The organism is Blastococcus sp. TBT05-19 (genome assembly GCF_003319095.1).
In the GTDB taxonomy this organism is placed as follows: domain Bacteria; phylum Actinomycetota; class Actinomycetes; order Mycobacteriales; family Geodermatophilaceae; genus Blastococcus.
Map to the genome: position 1 here is coordinate 1,308,549 of NZ_QOHI01000001.1, position 14,636 is coordinate 1,323,184.

Annotated in this window: 14 protein-coding genes; 10 read left to right on the plus strand and 4 right to left on the minus strand. The window is 73.9% G+C overall.

What is annotated here, in order from left to right; genetic code table 11:
* The first annotated feature begins 66 nt into the window (after positions 1-66).
* From DQ244_RS06465 to DQ244_RS06485, 5 genes are all read left to right on the plus strand, one after another.
* The gene (locus DQ244_RS06465) at positions 67-498 is read left to right on the plus strand and encodes a MarR family winged helix-turn-helix transcriptional regulator (protein ID WP_113810704.1); all 432 of its coding nucleotides are present in this window, start codon (positions 67-69) and stop codon (positions 496-498) included.
* Between the two features lie 122 nt (positions 499-620).
* Positions 621-1,961, plus strand: a complete 1,341-nt coding sequence (gene glnA, locus DQ244_RS06470) for a type I glutamate--ammonia ligase (protein ID WP_113810705.1) — start codon at positions 621-623, stop codon at positions 1,959-1,961.
* A 118-nt stretch (positions 1,962-2,079) separates the two neighbouring features.
* Entirely contained in the window at positions 2,080-2,811 is a 732-nt protein-coding gene (locus DQ244_RS06475; RefSeq protein WP_113810521.1) for a type 1 glutamine amidotransferase, read from the plus strand.
* Positions 2,808-5,906, plus strand: coding sequence for a bifunctional [glutamine synthetase] adenylyltransferase/[glutamine synthetase]-adenylyl-L-tyrosine phosphorylase (locus DQ244_RS06480; RefSeq protein WP_199580229.1), 3,099 nt, complete (start codon positions 2,808-2,810; stop codon positions 5,904-5,906). Before DQ244_RS06475 ends, DQ244_RS06480 begins: the two co-directional genes overlap by 4 nt.
* A 58-nt stretch (positions 5,907-5,964) precedes the next feature.
* The gene (locus tag DQ244_RS06485) at positions 5,965-6,246 is read left to right on the plus strand and encodes a CDGSH iron-sulfur domain-containing protein (protein WP_113810707.1); all 282 of its coding nucleotides are present in this window, start codon (positions 5,965-5,967) and stop codon (positions 6,244-6,246) included.
* A 20-nt stretch (positions 6,247-6,266) separates the two neighbouring features.
* Here DQ244_RS06485 and DQ244_RS06490 read toward each other — a convergent pair whose 3' ends face one another.
* Entirely contained in the window at positions 6,267-7,817 is a 1,551-nt protein-coding gene (locus DQ244_RS06490; protein ID WP_113810522.1) for a methyl-accepting chemotaxis protein, read from the minus strand.
* Between the two features lie 193 nt (positions 7,818-8,010).
* Between DQ244_RS06490 and DQ244_RS06495 the strand changes: the two genes are divergently transcribed.
* The gene (locus DQ244_RS06495) at positions 8,011-8,904 is read left to right on the plus strand and encodes a bile acid:sodium symporter family protein (RefSeq protein ID WP_113810523.1); all 894 of its coding nucleotides are present in this window, start codon (positions 8,011-8,013) and stop codon (positions 8,902-8,904) included.
* Here the strand turns inward: DQ244_RS06495 and DQ244_RS06500 are convergent.
* Positions 8,877-9,890, minus strand: a complete 1,014-nt coding sequence (locus tag DQ244_RS06500; protein WP_113810524.1) for an iron-containing redox enzyme family protein — start codon at positions 9,888-9,890, stop codon at positions 8,877-8,879. The two genes, DQ244_RS06495 and DQ244_RS06500, sit on opposite strands and share 28 nt — an antisense overlap.
* 75 nt (positions 9,891-9,965) lie before the next feature.
* On the opposite strand from DQ244_RS06500, the gene DQ244_RS06505 reads away from it, so the two are divergent.
* From DQ244_RS06505 to DQ244_RS06515, 3 genes are read left to right on the plus strand one after another with little or no spacing between them, the layout of a single operon-like run.
* Complete coding sequence (locus DQ244_RS06505; RefSeq protein WP_113810525.1) at positions 9,966-10,811, plus strand: SDR family oxidoreductase; 846 nt, start codon at positions 9,966-9,968, stop codon at positions 10,809-10,811.
* A 19-nt stretch (positions 10,812-10,830) separates the two neighbouring features.
* Positions 10,831-11,487 (plus strand): Pr6Pr family membrane protein, encoded by a 657-nt coding sequence (locus DQ244_RS06510; protein ID WP_113810526.1) that lies wholly within the window; start codon positions 10,831-10,833, stop codon positions 11,485-11,487.
* 11 nt (positions 11,488-11,498) lie between these two features.
* Positions 11,499-12,032, plus strand: coding sequence for a DUF1353 domain-containing protein (locus tag DQ244_RS06515; RefSeq protein ID WP_233491225.1), 534 nt, complete (start codon positions 11,499-11,501; stop codon positions 12,030-12,032).
* Between the two features lie 23 nt (positions 12,033-12,055).
* Here the strand turns inward: DQ244_RS06515 and DQ244_RS06520 are convergent, their stop codons facing one another.
* Entirely contained in the window at positions 12,056-12,457 is a 402-nt protein-coding gene (locus tag DQ244_RS06520) for a hypothetical protein (protein WP_113810528.1), read from the minus strand.
* 475 nt (positions 12,458-12,932) lie between these two features.
* Here DQ244_RS06520 and DQ244_RS06525 point away from each other — a divergent pair, with 475 nt between their 5' ends.
* Positions 12,933-13,607 carry an SPFH domain-containing protein gene (locus DQ244_RS06525; protein WP_113810708.1) on the plus strand — a complete coding sequence of 225 codons (675 nt, stop codon included), beginning with the start codon at positions 12,933-12,935 and terminating at the stop codon, positions 13,605-13,607.
* 138 nt (positions 13,608-13,745) lie between these two features.
* Here the strand turns inward: DQ244_RS06525 and DQ244_RS06530 are convergent, their stop codons facing one another.
* Positions 13,746-14,348, minus strand: coding sequence for a hypothetical protein (locus DQ244_RS06530; RefSeq protein ID WP_113810529.1), 603 nt, complete (start codon positions 14,346-14,348; stop codon positions 13,746-13,748).
* Positions 14,349-14,636 lie beyond the last annotated feature (288 nt).

Below are 14,636 nucleotides of genomic sequence, written 5' to 3' on the forward strand. Positions count from 1 at the left end.
CCGAGCCCGTATCGTAGAGCGATACATCTCGCCGGGCCAGGTGTCCGCGCGTGGTGAGATGTGCCGGTGTCCTCGCCCGACGACCCGGCCGCCGCGCCGCTGAGCAAGCAGGACTTCGAGGCGCTCGCCCGGTTCCGGTTCGGCATCCGGCGCTACCTGCGCTTCAGCGAGGAGATCGTGCGGCGGCACGGGCTCACGCCGCAGCAGTACCAGCTGCTCCTGGCGGTCAAGGGCTTTCCGGAGCGGGACTGGGCGACGGTGCGCGAGCTGGCCGACCGGCTGCAGCTGCGCCACCACAGCGTCGTGGAGCTCGTCGACCGCGCGCAGAAGCAGGACCTCGTCGGCCGGGCGACCCATCCCGACGACGCGCGGGCGGTCCGGGTGGTGCTCACCGAGGCGGGGGAGGAGGTCCTCGGCAGGCTGGCCTCGCTGCACCGGGCCGAGCTCGCCAGGATGGCCGCCGTCCTGAGCCCTCCGCACTGGGAGCTGCCCGGCTGACCACCACCGCCCGCCGCGACACAGCGGTGTCCGGCTCCCCGGACCGTGTGCGAATCGCCCGCAGGGGGCAGGCTTGCGGCGACGTCACACACCTGAAACGAGCGGACTGGATCATGGCGGGCATGGACCGACAGCAGGAGTTCGTCCTGCGCACCCTGGAAGAGCGCGACATCCGCTTCGTGCGGTTGTGGTTCACCGACGTCTCCGGCTACCTCAAGGCCGTCGCGGTGGCCCCGGCCGAGATCGAGGCGGCGTTCGCCGAGGGCATCGGCTTCGACGGCTCCGCGATCGAGGGCTTCGCGCGGGTCTACGAGTCCGACATGCTCGCCAAGCCCGACCCGGGCACCTTCCAGGTGATGCCCGCCCGCGAGGGCCGGCCCAGCGACACGGCGCGGATGTTCTGCGACATCACGCTGCCCGACGGATCGCCGTCGTGGGCCGACCCGCGGCACGTGCTGCGCCGGGCGCTCGGCAAGGCCGCCGACATGGGGTTCACCTTCTACACGCACCCCGAGATCGAGTTCTTCCTGCTCAAGGACCTGCCCACCGACGGCACCCCGCCCCAGCCTGCCGACACCGGCGGCTACTTCGACCTCTCCACGCACAACGTCGCCCACGACTTCCGCCGCGAGGCGGTCTTCGCGCTCGAGGCGATGGGCATCTCGGTGGAGTTCAGCCACCACGAGGTCGCGCCCGGGCAGCAGGAGATCGACCTGCGCTACGCCGACGCCCTGTCGATGGCGGACAACATCATGACCCTGCGGCACGTCGTCCGTGAGGTCGCGCTGGCCCAGGGCGTGCACGCCACCTTCATGCCGAAGCCCTTCACCGAGCTGGCCGGCTCGGCGATGCACACCCACCTGTCGCTGTTCGAGGGCGACCGCAACGCCTTCCACGACCCGGCCGACCCGATGCGGCTGTCGACCACCGGCAAGCAGTTCATCGCCGGGCTGCTCACCCACGCCCGCGAGGTCACCGCGATCACCAACCAGACGGTGAACTCCTACCGGCGGCTCCTGGCCGGCACCGAGGCGCCGACGGCGGCGACCTGGGGCCGGGCCAACCGCTCGGCGCTGGTCCGGTTGCCGTCGTACAAGCCGTCGAAGGCGCAGTCGGCCCGGGTCGAGGTCCGCTCGCCGGACTCCGCGTGCAACCCGTACCTGACCTTCGCCGTCCTGCTGGCGGCCGGGCTCCGGGGCATCGAGAAGGGCTACGAGCTGCCGCCGGAGGCCGAGGACGACGTCTGGTCGCTCACCGACACCGAGCGCCGTGCGGCCGGGTACGAGGACCTGCCTGTCTCCCTCGGCGAGGCGCTGACCGCGATGCAGAGCAGCGAGCTCGTGGCCGAGACCCTGGGCGAGCACGTGTTCGAGTTCTTCCTCCGCAACAAGTGGGAGGAGTTCAACTCCTACCGGCAGAACGTCACGCCCTTCGAGCTCCGGCGGTACCTGCCCGGCCTCTGAGGCGCCCGCTCGACGGGTGTTCCTCGGTCTCTGCGGGTTCTGCCGGACCCGTAGAGCACGAACAGCACCCGCAGAGCGTGGTCGAGCGGCGCAGCGCGCGGCCCATAAGCTCAGCCCTGTGACCCGCCTGCTCGTCGTCGTCCCGAGCGAGACCGACCCGCCCGCGCGGCTGGGGGAGTGGCTGCGCGCCGCCGGCCTGGAGCTGGACGAGCGCCACCTGGGGCTGGGCGAGCGCTTGCCGGACACCCTCGACGGGTTCGACGGGCTGCTGGTCCTGGGGGGCCCGCAGTCCTCGATGGACGACGAGACGACCAGCCCCGAACTCGTCGGCGTCCGCGAACTGCTGCGCCAGGCGGCCGCCGCCGACCTGCCGACGCTGGCCATCTGCCTCGGCGCCCAGCTGCTGGCCGGGGTGGGTGGTGGCCGCACCCGCGTCGGCGTCGACGGCCCCGAGGTCGGTGCCACGCTCGTGGCCAAGCGGGACGCGGCCGACCGGGACCCGGTCTTCGGCCCGCTGCCGCTCTCGCCCGACGTGATCCAGTGGCACCACGACGAGATCTCCGAGCTCCCGACCGGGGCCACGCTGCTGGCGAGCAACCCGCACTACCCGCACCAGGCCTACCGGGTCGGCTCGCACGTCTACGCGCTGCAGTTCCACATCGAGACGACGCCGGAGATGGTGCGCGCCTGGGCGGAGAGCGACCCGGTCGGCATGGCGGCCAGCCCGCTGGACGTCGAGACCCTCTGCGCCCGCGCCACCGCCGCGCACGACGACCTCGCCGAGGTCTGGCAGCCCTTCGCCGGGCGGTTCGCCGATCTGGTGCGCGCCCGGGCCGGGACGCGGGCGTGAGCACGCCGCCCCCGGAGATCCCGCGCCCCGCGAGGATCCGGCTGGTCCGGTTCGGCTTCGGCGACGGCGAGCGGGCGGCCCGGCTGCTGTCGGACCCGGCGCTGGGCCTGTGGGACCTCGGGCGCAACGAGCCGGCCGACCCCGAGGCCGGCCCGGTCGTGGCGGCCCTCGCCCGCGCCGGTGACCCCGACCTCGCCGTCCGTTCGCTGCACCGGCTGATCGAGGCGCTCGACGAGGAGGACCCCGACGGCTCGGCCGCCGCGGCGCTCCTGGCCCGGCTGCGCGGACCCGGCTCCTTCCGCGCCCGGCTGGTGTCGGTCCTGGGCGCCAGCTCCGGCCTGGCCGACCACCTCGCCGCGCACCCGCTGGACTGGCACGTCCTCGACGACGACCGGCACGGCCCCTCCCGCCCGACGCCCAACGCGCTGGAGCGGCAGATGCTCAGCGCGGTGGGCGCCGACCCCGACGACCCGCCGTGGGGCGTCCGCCTGGGCAAGGGCGCGCCCGACGCGGGCCCGGAGCGCGTGGCCGCCCTCCGGCTGGCCTACCGGCGCGCCGTGCTCTCCCTGGCCGGACGGGACCTCGGCGACGGGCTGCCCGCGGAGGAGGTCGCCGTCGAGCTGGCCGACATCGCGGCCGCCGTGCTCACCGCCGGCCTGGCGATCGCGGTCGGCGAGCAGCCGGCCGACGCCGCCGCGTGCCGGCTCAGCGTCATCGCGCTGGGCAAGGCCGGCGGCCGCGAGCTCAACTACGTCAGCGACGTCGACGTCGTCTTCGTGGCCGAGGCCGTGGACCCCTCCGACCCCGAGGGCGCCGCCCTCTCCACCGCCACCCGGGTCGCCGCCACGCTCATGCGGGTCTGCCACGAGGCCGCGTGGGAGGTCGACGCCGCGCTGCGTCCCGAGGGCAAGGCCGGTGCCCTGGTCCGCACGGTCGCCGGGTACGCGGCCTACTACGCCCAGTGGGCCGAGACCTGGGAGTTCCAGGCGCTCCTGAAGATGCGCCCGGTGGCCGGCGACCCCGACCTCGGGCGCGCCTACGTCGACGCGCTCTGGCCGCTGGTGTGGAAGGCCGGTGACCGGCCCGGCTTCGTCGCCCAGGTGCAGGCGATGCGCCGCCGGGTGGAGGCCAACATCCCGCCGGCGCAGGCCGAGCGCGAGCTCAAGCTGGGCCGCGGCGGGCTGCGCGACGTCGAGTTCGCCGTCCAGCTGCTGCAGATGGTGCACGGTCGGGCCGACGAGCGGCTCCGCGTCGGTGGCACGGTGCCGGCCCTGACGGCGCTGTCGGCGGGCGGGTACGTCGGCCGGGAGGACGCCGCCACGCTCATCGCCTCCTACCGCTTCCTGCGCACCGTCGAGCACCGGCTCCAGCTGCTCCGCCTGCGCCGCACCCACCTGCTCCCCACCGACGAGCAGCAGCTGCGCTGGCTGGCCCGGTCGCTGGGCTACAAGCCCGACCACCGCGGCGACGCCGTCGTCGTGCTGCGCGCCGAGCTCGCGCTGCACACCCGCGAGGTCCGGCGGCTGCACGAGAAGCTCTTCTACCGGCCGCTGCTCTCCGCGGTCGCCCGTGTGCCGGGGGAGCACCTGCAGCTGGGCTCCAAGGCCGCCGGCGACTGGCTGCGGGCGCTGGGCTTCGCCGACCCCGACGGCGCGCTGCGGCACCTGGCCGCGCTGACCGGCGGGCTCTCCCGGTCGGCGTCGATGCAGAAGTACCTGCTGCCGGTGCTGCTGCAGACCTTCGCCTCCTGCCCGAACCCCGACGCCGGGCTGCTCGCCTACCGGCAGGTGAGCGAGGCGCTGGGCGGCAACCAGTGGTACCTGCGGCTGCTGCGCGACGAGGGCCAGGTCGTCGAGCGGCTGGCCCAGCTGCTGGGCTCCAGCCAGTACGTGGCCTCGCTGCTCACCCGGACCCCCGAGGCGCTGAAGCTGCTCGCCGACGACGCCGAGCTGGAGCCGCGCAGCGCGGCGACGCTGGCCAAGGCCTGGCGGCAGGCCGCCGGTCGGGCGCCCGACCCGCAGGCCGGCATCCGCGTGGTCCGGGGGCTGCGCCGCCAGGAGCTGCTGCGCATCGCCTCGGCCGACCTGCTCGGTCGGCTCGACGTGCACCGGGTCGGGCAGGCGCTGACCGACGTCGCCGTGGCGACCCTGCGCGCCGGTCTCGACGTCGCCCAGCGGGCGCACGCGGCCGAGGCGGGCATCGACGTCGCCGAGCTGCCGATGGACCTCGCGGTCATCGGGATGGGCCGCCTCGGCGGCGGCGAGCTCGGGTTCGGCTCGGACGCCGACGTGCTGTTCGTGCACCGCCCGCGGGCGGGCGCCGACGACACCGGGGCGGCGGCCGCGGCCAACGCCGTCGCGCACACGATGCGCCGGCTGCTCAGCGAGCCGGCTCCGGACCCGGCCTTCGAGGTCGACGCCGACCTGCGCCCGGAGGGCCGGCAGGGGGCGCTGGTGCGCAGCCTGTCGGCGTTCCGCGAGTACTACGAGCGCTGGGTGTCGGTCTGGGAGGTGCAGGCGCTGGTGCGAGCGGCCCCCGTGGCCGGCGACGAGGAGCTGGGCGCGGAGTTCGTCGCGCTGGTCGACCCGATCCGGTACCCGGCCGAGGGGCTCACCGCCGAGCAGGTCGCGGAGATCCGCCGCATCAAGGCCCGCGTCGAGCGCGAGCGGCTGCCCCGGGGCGCGGACCCGGCCACGCACACCAAGCTGGGTCGCGGCGGCCTCGCCGACGTCGAGTGGACCGTCCAGCTGCTGCAGCTCCAGCACGCCGCCGAGGTCGAGAGCCTGCGGGTGCCGTCCACGGTCGCGGCGCTGGAGGCGCTGACGGCGAGCGGGCACCTCGACGAGGAGCAGGGCAGCGCCCTCCGCGAGGCCTGGGAGCTGGCGACCCGCGCCCGCAACGCGATCTTCCTGGTGCGGGGCCGGCCTAGCGACCAGCTGCCGCGCCCGGGCCTGGAGCTCGCCGGGGTCGCCCAGGCCTGCGGCTACGGACCCGACCAGGAGCCCGGGCAGTTCGTCGAGGACTACCGGCGCACCACCCGGCACGCCCGGTCGGTCGTGGAGCAGGTCTTCTACGGCGCCCCGGCGACGGCGTGAGCGGACCGTACGGGTGACCCCGGGTGTGAGCGGGCCGGGCGCCGGGCACGAGAACTCCGTGTCAGCGCAGCCGGACGACGAGCTCCCCGCCGAGGAGCGGGGGAGCGGCGCCACGATCACGCCCTACCGCGACGGTCCGCTGATCGTGCGCGGCGACTTCACGCTGGTCGACCAGGACGGCGCCGAGATCGACCCGGGCCGGGGCACCGTCGCGCTGTGCCGGTGCGGCAAGTCCGGCATCAAGCCGTTCTGCGACGGCTCGCACAAGCGCTCCGGCTTCTCCGCGCCCAGCGCGCCGAGCCGGCCGCGGCCCGCAGCGCAGCTCCGCCAGGAGGGCTGAGCGCACAGCGGGCCGGTGCGTCAGCGCGTGCTCTCGAACGCCCGGGCCATCCGCACCTGCTCCTCGAGGATCTCGCCGATGCGGGCCTGCACCGCGTCCAGCTCGCCGATCACCTCGCTGGTCGCGTGGATGCCCTCGGACACCGACTGGGTGCCGGTCTGGATGCCGGCGATCTGCTCGGAGACCTTGCTGGTGGCCGAGGCGGTCTCGCGGGCGAGCTCCTTGACCTCGTTGGCCACGACGGCGAAGCCCTTGCCCGACTCGCCGGCGCGCGCGGCCTCGATGGTGGCGTTGAGCGCCAGCAGGTTCGTCTGGTCGGCGATCGAGGAGATGATCCGGATGACGTCGCCGACGGCGGCCGAGGCGCTGGCGAGCGCCTGCACCTCCGTGGTCATCGACGAGGCCTTGCCCACCGCGCTGTCGGCCACCCGGCCGGCGTCGTCGGCGGCCTCGCGCAGCCGGGAGACCGTCTCCAGCAGCTCGCGGGAGTTCGCCGCGTCGGCCTCCGCCCGCCGCAGGATGTCCAGTCGCTGGGAGACCAGCTGCTGCACGTTGCGCAGCGCGGAGGCGCGGGAGTCGGACAGGTCGATGGTCTCGGTGACGAAGAAGTCCATCGTCCCGACGACCTTGCCGTCGCTGATGATCGGGAAGCAGACGCCGGACCGGACACCGGCCCGCTGGGCGGCGGGAGCACGCACGCAGTCGGTCACCTGCGCGAGGTCGCGCACGAAGACGAGGTCACGGGCCCGCCAGGCGCGGCCGGAGAGACCCACGCCCTCGGCGAAGCTGGCGGCGAGGGTGACCGTGCGGAACTCGTCCCCGGCCGAGCCGGACTCGCGCTGGAACTTCAGCACGTTCTCCTGGGGGTCCAGCGCCCAGAAGGAGCCGTACGCCCAGCCGAACGACTCGCGCACCGAGTCGAGCGCCACCTGCAGGGCGGTGGACTCGTCCCCGGCCTCGCCCACCGTGGCCACGACCTCGGTGACGGCGTTGCGGTCGTCCAGGCTCTCGCGCAGGGCGGCGCTGGTCAGCACGCTGCGCCGGGCGTGCGCGATGAGCCGGCCGAGGGCCGCCCACTTCTGGGCGCGCCCGCCGAAGAACGGCAGGGGGCTGCGGCTGTAGTACTCCAGGACGGCGGTCACGCGGTCGCCCTCCACGACGGGCAGGAAGCACCCCTGCACGGCGCCGTTGTCGCGGGCCGCGGCCCAGCGCAGGCAGGTGCTGGTGGTCGTGGAACCGTCCATCAGCACGGACGTGCGGCGCCGCAGCGCCTCGCCGCCGAAGCCGCCGCCCTCGACCATGGCCTCCCCGGACGTCCAGCGGGCAGCCATCGCGTCCGCGGTCTCACCGGCCGTCACCTGCAGCACGAAGCGGCCGTCCCCGTCGGGCAGCCAGGCCGCGCCGTAGGTCAGGCCGAGGGCGTCGACGAGCACGGCCATGATCCGCCGGTGCGCCTCCAGCTCGCTGGTGACGCCGTCGTCCAGCGCGTCGATCACCCGTTCCAGCGCCTCGACGTCCCTGGGCTGCTCGACCGACGCCGCTGCTGCTCGTCCGCTCCCGCGCCTGCGCATGGCGTCCCCCCGCTCCTCGCGACCGGCATGGTGCAGGTCAGCTCGCGAGGTGGTTTCGGCCGACAACGGTACGAGGTTGAGCCGTATCTCGGCATCGCTCGATCCGGCGGGTTGAGAGGTCGATCACCCGGCGTGTGACCTGCATCCCCCATGATGCGGGGGCGCCGCACCGGGCGCCCCGATCGGAGGTCCGATGGATTCCGCGCTCACCACCGTCGCCCTGCCGCTGGCGCTGGCCATCGTCATGTTCGGACTCGGCCTCTCGCTCACCCCGAGCGACTTCGCGGCCATCGGGCGCCGGCCCAAGGTCGTGCTCATCGCGCTCGCGCTGCAGCTGCTGGTCCTGCCCGCCCTGTGCTTCGGCATCGTGCTGGCCTTCGACCTGCCGCCCATCCTGGCGGTCGGGATGCTGCTCCTGGCGGCCTCGCCGGGTGGTACGACGGCGCACCTCTTCAGCCACCTGTTCCGCGGCGACGTCGCGCTCAACATCACGCTCACGGCGATCAACTCCGTGATCGCCGTGGTCACGCTGCCGGTCGTCACCAACCTGGCCATCGCGTACTTCGACCCGGCCGACGGCGGCTCGCTGGGGCTCCAGTTCGGGAAGACCCTGCAGGTGTTCGCGGTCGTGCTCGTGCCGGTGGCGCTGGGCATGGTGGTGCGCCGGCGCTCGGCGGCCTTCGCCGACCGCATGGACAAGCCGGTCCGCATCCTGTCGGCGGTCGTGCTCGCGCTGGTGATCGTCGGGACCATGCTGGCCGAGCAGGACCGGATCGGGGAGTACCTCCGCCAGATCGGGCTGCCCGCCGTCGTCTTCTGCCTGCTCAGCCTGTCCATCGGCTTCGCCGTGCCCCGGCTGCTGGGGGTGGAGCGCCGGCAGGCGACCGCCAGCTCGTTCGAGATCGGCATCCACAACAGCACGCTGGCGATCGCGGTGGCGATCAGCGTGCTGGACAGCGTGGAGCTGGCGGTGCCGGCGGCGGTCTACGGCGTGCTGATGTTCCCGCTGGCCGCCGTCTTCGGGTGGCTCATCAGCCGGAACGCCGGTGCCGGGGTCGATCAGGCGGCGAGCGCCCGGTCCCGGTAGAGCCCGGAGCGGCCCGCCTCCCAGGCGTCCAGGAGGTGGCGGGCGGCGAGCCCGTCCATCGCCAGGGAGGCGGCCGCGCCGAAGAGCACGTCGGCGGTCAGCTCCGGCTCACCGGCGACCAGCGAGCCGCACATGTCGACCGAGGCGATCTGCTCGTGGACGGCGTCGGCCTCCACGTGCTCGTCGTAGAACACCGTCGTCCGCTCGTCGTACCCCAGCCGGCGCAGCCCGGACGAGTAGCGCCGGCTGGGCTCCGAGGAGGTCATCTCCACCGCGGTCAGGTGGCCGAGGGCCGCTCCGCGCCACCGCCGGTGAAGGCCGAAGAGCGACATCGTGTTCACCGACGCGAACGCCGCCGCCGGGGCCTCGTCCCACAGCGCGCCGTAGTCGGCGTCCAGGTCGAGGTCGCGCATCAGGCCGGCGAAGAGCTCGCTGTGCATCCGCGCCGCCGAGCCGCCGCCGTACTCGTCGGCCTGGATCTCGACCATCGCCGCCTTGGTCCGCCCGGAGAGCCGGGGGATGGCGAAGGTGTGGGGATCGGCCTCCTTGAGGTGGTAGACCGAGCGCAGCGTCAGGTACTCGCGCCACTGCTCCGCCGAGCCGCGCTTGGCCATGAAGGAGGAGAGCGACGGGCTCTCGTCGGCGTCGATCAGCGCGGTGATCTGCCGGTCCACCGGCTCGTCGGTGACCTCGATCGGCCCGACCAGCGCGAGCAGGCCGGCCAGGTGCCGCCGCTCGAGGCTCGAACGCAGCCCGAGCAGCGACGGGTCCCACTCCCAGTCGTCGGAGACGCCGTCGAACCCGCGGTAGTGCAGCTCGTAGGCGATCGCCAGGGAGAGCTGCAGGTCGTCGTCGAGCAGGGCGTCGGCCGGATCGGCGGCGGACTCCTCTCCGAGCGCGACGGTCTCGGGGGAGAGCGTGGTCCGGGTGGCGAGGTCGCGGGCGAGGGCATCGCTGAGGGGACCCCGTGGCTCGGGCAGGCGCATGATCGTCCTGGTGCCCAGCGCGAGCGGATTCGATGCGCCCGTGGATGTGATGTCGCCCGGGGGTAGGAGCGGGCCATGACCGATCTGCAGCACCGCGTCGTCCTCGTCACCGGCGGGAGCGCCGGCATCGGCCGGGCCACGGTGCGGCGGCTCGCCGCCGGCGGGGCGCGGGTGGTCACCTGCGCGCGGGACGGCGACCGGCTCCGGGAGGCGGTCGGCGCGCTGCCCGGGGTGACGACGACGAGGGCCGACCTCGCCGACGCCGCGGACCGGGCCGCGCTGGTCGAGCGGGTGCTGACCGAGCACGGCCGGATCGACGCGGTCGTGCACAACGCCGGCCTCGGGTGGGCCGGGCTGGTCGAGGACATGCCGGGTGAGGCGGTCGAGGGCGTCGTCGCGACCAACCTGACGGCCGTCGTGGAGCTGACCCGGCTCTGCCTGCCGCACCTGCTGGCGACGGCGGGGGAGCGCGGGCGGGCCGACGTCCTCGCCGTGTCGTCGGTGGCCGCCTGGTCGCAGGTGCCGCCGCTGACGGTCTACTCGGCGACCAAGGCCGGGCTGCAGGGCTTCGTGACCGGGCTGCGGCGGGAGGTCACCGCCCGGGGCGTGCGGGTGCACTCGGTGAACCCGTTCTTCGTGCGCACCGAGTGGCTGGCGCGCGGGCACGGGCACGCACCGGTGTCCGACGCCGACGCCGAGGGCCGCCTGTCGCGCGGGATCGACCCGGACCGGGTGGCCGACCGGATCGCCGACTGCCTGGCGGCGCCCCGGTCGCGGACCGTCGCCGTCCCGCGCTGGTCGGGCATCGCGCGCCTGGGCGAGCTGCCGCCCGTCGACCGGGTGCTCGACGCCGTGCTGTCCCGCCGGGCCGCGACGGTCCGCCGCGCCGCCGGTCGCGTGGTGTCGCGGAGGACGGGCTGAACGGTTGGCATGATCCGGCGTGTGGACCGGACGACCGCGCGCATGGTGGGCCGTCCTGGCCGTCGTCGTCGCGCTCTCGGTGGGCACGGAGTTCGTGCTGCACCTCGTGGACCCCGACGACCCCTCGCTCGGCGTCGTCGAGCGCGTCGTGCGGTTCTTCAGCTTCTTCACGGTGCAGAGCAACCTGCTGGTGCTCGCCGCCGTCGTGCCGCTGGTCCGGGACCCGTTCCACGACGGTCCGGGATGGCGGGTGGTCCGGCTGGCGTCGCTGCTCGGCATCACGATCACCGGGATCGTCTACGCGGTGGTGCTCGCCCCGCTGTACGACCCGCGGGGGATCGACGCCTGGACCAACGCCGGTGAGCACTACGTCTCGCCGGTCATGACGGTGCTGGGCTGGCTGCTGTTCGGCCCGCGCCCGCGGATCGACGGAGGAGTGGTGGCACGGGCGCTGCTCTGGCCCGTGGCCTGGATCGCCTGGATCCTCGCCCAGGGCACGGTCACCGACTGGTACCCGTACGACTTCATGGACGTCGCCGCGCACGGGTACGCCGTCGCCCTGCGGAACCTGGCGTTCGTCGTGCTGCTGGCGCTCGCCTTCCTCCTGCTGTTCCGCGTCGTCGACCGCCGGCTCCCGCGGACGCAGCCGGCCGAGCAGCTCGTGCACGCGGGCTGATCGCCGTGCCCATGGAGTCGGGGGACGTCGTCGTCCGGAGCGTGGACGACGACCACTGGTCCGTGGAGGAGCCGCTGGTCTACCGCGGGCGGCGCGACCGCTTCGTCGTGCCCGCCGGGTTCCTCACCGACTTCGCGACCGTGCCCCGCCTGGTGGTGTGGCTCGTGCCGCGGTTCGGGCGCTACACGGCGGCGGCGATCCTGCACGACTGGCTGTGCACCGAGGGCATCCGCAGCGGGGCGGTCACCTCGCCCGAGGCCGACGGCATCTTCCGCCGCGTCATGCGGGAGAACGGCGTGCCCGTGCTGCGGCGCTGGCTGATGTGGTGCGGCGTGCGGTGGGGCGCCCTGGTCGACGCCGAGCGCCGTCCCGGCTGGTGGCGGAGCGCGCCCGGCGTCCTCGGCATCTCCGTGCTGGCCGCGCCGGTGGTCGTACCGCCGGCCCTGGTCATCGGCCTGGCGCTGCTCGTCTACGCCGCGGTCGAAGGCGTCGTCGGTGTGGTGACCGGGTCGCCGAGAGGTGACGCCGGCTCGTTCCGGACCTGAGCGGCCGGGAGGCGCGCCCGCGATCAGTCGAGCGGGCGGGTCGGCGTCCCGGCGTTGAAGACCTCGAGGGTGTGGCGGTCGAACCGCCGGATCATCGCCCGCACGGTCCCGCCGGCCCGTGTCGCACGGCTCGCCGGGCGGCCGGTGCGGGTGCGCGTCGGGGTGCCGCTGCTCGCACGCCGGGTGCGTGACTGGGGGGTCTGGAGCGCGGCGGCCTCGTGCGCGAACGACGTGGCCAGCTCGTCGGCGAGGTCCTCGCGGTCGGCCTCGACCGCGGAGTTGATCTTGTGCAGGTACGCAGCGCGCATGCGGACGAGCCGGTCGTCGGCCGCCTCGTGCCGGGGGTGCGCGGTCGCGGGTGCGGGAAGGGCGCCGGGGAACCGGTCGCCGTGGTCGTCGTTCAGGGGGAGTCGCTCTGCGTTCACGGGGAAACCTCTTGTCTCGGGACGGCGTGCGGCGCGGAAGGCCGCGCAGGAATGCGAGACGACGGTGTCTGCGAACGTGCTGGGTGGCTCGCGTGGTGCGGTGCCGGGCCGGCCGGGGCGCGCCGCGATGGGCGCCTCTCGAGCATGCGAGGCCCGCGTTGCCTGGAGGTGACAACCGGAGCAGGGGCGGGTGGCATTCCCGGAAAAGAGGACGACGTCGGCCGGGCGGGGGCGCTACCTTCTCCCGGCTCGTGATCAGCAGCCGGGCGGCATCACCGCCGCGGGTCCTGCGCGTCGGTCACGGGTTGCCATGTATGGGCAAGCGTCTCAGGAACGCGCGGGTTCGACTCCCGACGCCGCCCGGCGCGCGGTCATCCCGGCTCCGGTGGTCTGCAGCGTCATGTGCGCTCCCCACCGGCGCCCGACCGCGTGCCGGGCGGTCCGCGCGACCGGAGCCGACGAGGAGGTGGAGAGCATGCGGGTGACCGCGCAGGAGTGGGAGCGGGTCCTGGTGTACCGGGACGGCCGCTTCGAGACCGAGCTGGGGCCGGGACGGCACCGGGTCCGGGCATGGCGGCGCCGGCAGGTGCGGGTGCTCGTCCGCCCGCGGCTGCTCCTCGTCCCGGCGCAGGAGGTGCTGACCGCTGACGGGCTGGCGGTGAAGGTGAGCCTGATCGCGACCGTCCGCGTCGCGGACCCGCGGCGCTGGCACGAGGCGACGGAGGACGCCGACGGCTTCCTCTACGTCGCGCTGCAGATCGGGCTGCGCGAGGCCGTCGCCGGCCGGACCCTCGACGAGGTGCTGGCCGCCCGCGACTCGCTGCCCGAGGGCATCGCGGAGCGGGTGGCGGCGACCGCCGGCGACGTGGGCATGGTCCTCGAGGGCCTGGCGGTCCGCGACGTGATGGTTCCCGCCGAGCTCCGACGGGCCGCCGCCGACGTCGCGGCCGCCCGGGCGCAGGGCCAGGCCGCCCTGGAACGGGCCCGGTCGGAGGTCGCGGCCGCGCGGGCTCTGGCGAACGCCGCCCGGATGGTCACCGAGCAGCCGGGTCTGCTCCAGCTGCGGACCCTGCAGGCGGTCGAGGCCGGGGGAGCGACGGTCGTGCTGTCGACCTCGCCCGTACCGGCGCCGACGATGCCAGCGAGCTGACCGCCGACGCACTGCGGCCCCCGTCCTGACGAGCAGGACGGGGGCCGCAGTGGGACCGCCTGCGCTAAATGGTCGGCCCGACACGGAAGAGTCGCATCCAACCTGGTGCGGGCAGCTTGCGTGTCCGGTTACATGCGGCTACTCGAGGGCGGAGGTGTCTCGCGGGGGAGTGCCCATGAGCTGGTCGATGCGGTGCTCAAGGCCTCGCCCGATGGCACGCGAGACAGGCACGACGATGTTCACGAAGAGGGTGGCTCCGCCCGCAATGAGAACGAGCGTGAGCGATGGCTCAGGACCCACCCCAGCGACAATGCCAGCCCCGGTGAGACCTCCCCCGATACCCAGGAGGGCTCCCAGCTTCCCCCAATCTTGGGGTGGGGAGCCGTACACCGGGATGCGCGTGTTCTCCACGAGCCCTTCAGTCACGAGATCCCGGCTGTACTCCCAGGTACCCCCTGATCTGGCGAGGACGTCGTCGACGAAGCTGGCAGCGATCCAGGTGTTGCTGGCGTTCTCGTGCACCGCGTAGAGGTCGATATTCAGCAAGTGCTTGTCCCAGTTCACCTGGAGGGGGCCACCTGGGACGGCTCGCACGTTGTCGAAGGCTCGGTCCAGCCAGTGCTCGTCGGGGATGGCGACCACTCGGATCCACAGCGGATCGTGGTACCCCTCGCCGCCCTCAAGATCGGACTCTAGGGCGTATTCGGTGGAGATGACCCAGGAGTAGTCGTCGCTCCGCACGACGTGATCCTGACAGGCGGTGAGGGGTCACGCGCGGAGGCGATCACGAGTCCTCCGTCCCCGGGTCAGGTGAGGGGCCCTCCAGGCGACGCTTCACTCGCAAGGCCACACCGTCCCCAATGGCCTTTGAGATGGGAACGCAGATGTTGGCGCCAAGCCGGAACAGCCCGATCATGACGATGAGCAGGCCCAGTCCTAGGAGGAGCCTGACTGAGGGCTGGATGCCGCCGACGGCGGTTGCGCCGGCACCCACCGCGATGGGGGACAGCCGCACCCATGACTCAAAGG

Excerpts from the sequence above, each read along its gene's own strand:
- glnA (WP_113810705.1), top strand. The coding sequence starts at position 621 with ATGGACCGACAGCAGGAGTTCGTCCTGCGCACCCTGGAAGAGCGCGAC.
- DQ244_RS06500 (WP_113810524.1), bottom strand. The coding sequence starts at position 9,890 with ATGCGCCTGCCCGAGCCACGGGGTCCCCTCAGCGATGCCCTCGCCCGC.
- DQ244_RS06515 (WP_233491225.1), top strand. The coding sequence starts at position 11,499 with ATGGAGTCGGGGGACGTCGTCGTCCGGAGCGTGGACGACGACCACTGG.
- DQ244_RS06505 (WP_113810525.1), top strand. The coding sequence starts at position 9,966 with ATGACCGATCTGCAGCACCGCGTCGTCCTCGTCACCGGCGGGAGCGCC.
- DQ244_RS06495 (WP_113810523.1), top strand. The coding sequence starts at position 8,011 with ATGGATTCCGCGCTCACCACCGTCGCCCTGCCGCTGGCGCTGGCCATC.
- DQ244_RS06490 (WP_113810522.1), bottom strand. The coding sequence starts at position 7,817 with ATGCGCAGGCGCGGGAGCGGACGAGCAGCAGCGGCGTCGGTCGAGCAG.
- DQ244_RS06525 (WP_113810708.1), top strand. The coding sequence starts at position 12,933 with ATGCGGGTGACCGCGCAGGAGTGGGAGCGGGTCCTGGTGTACCGGGAC.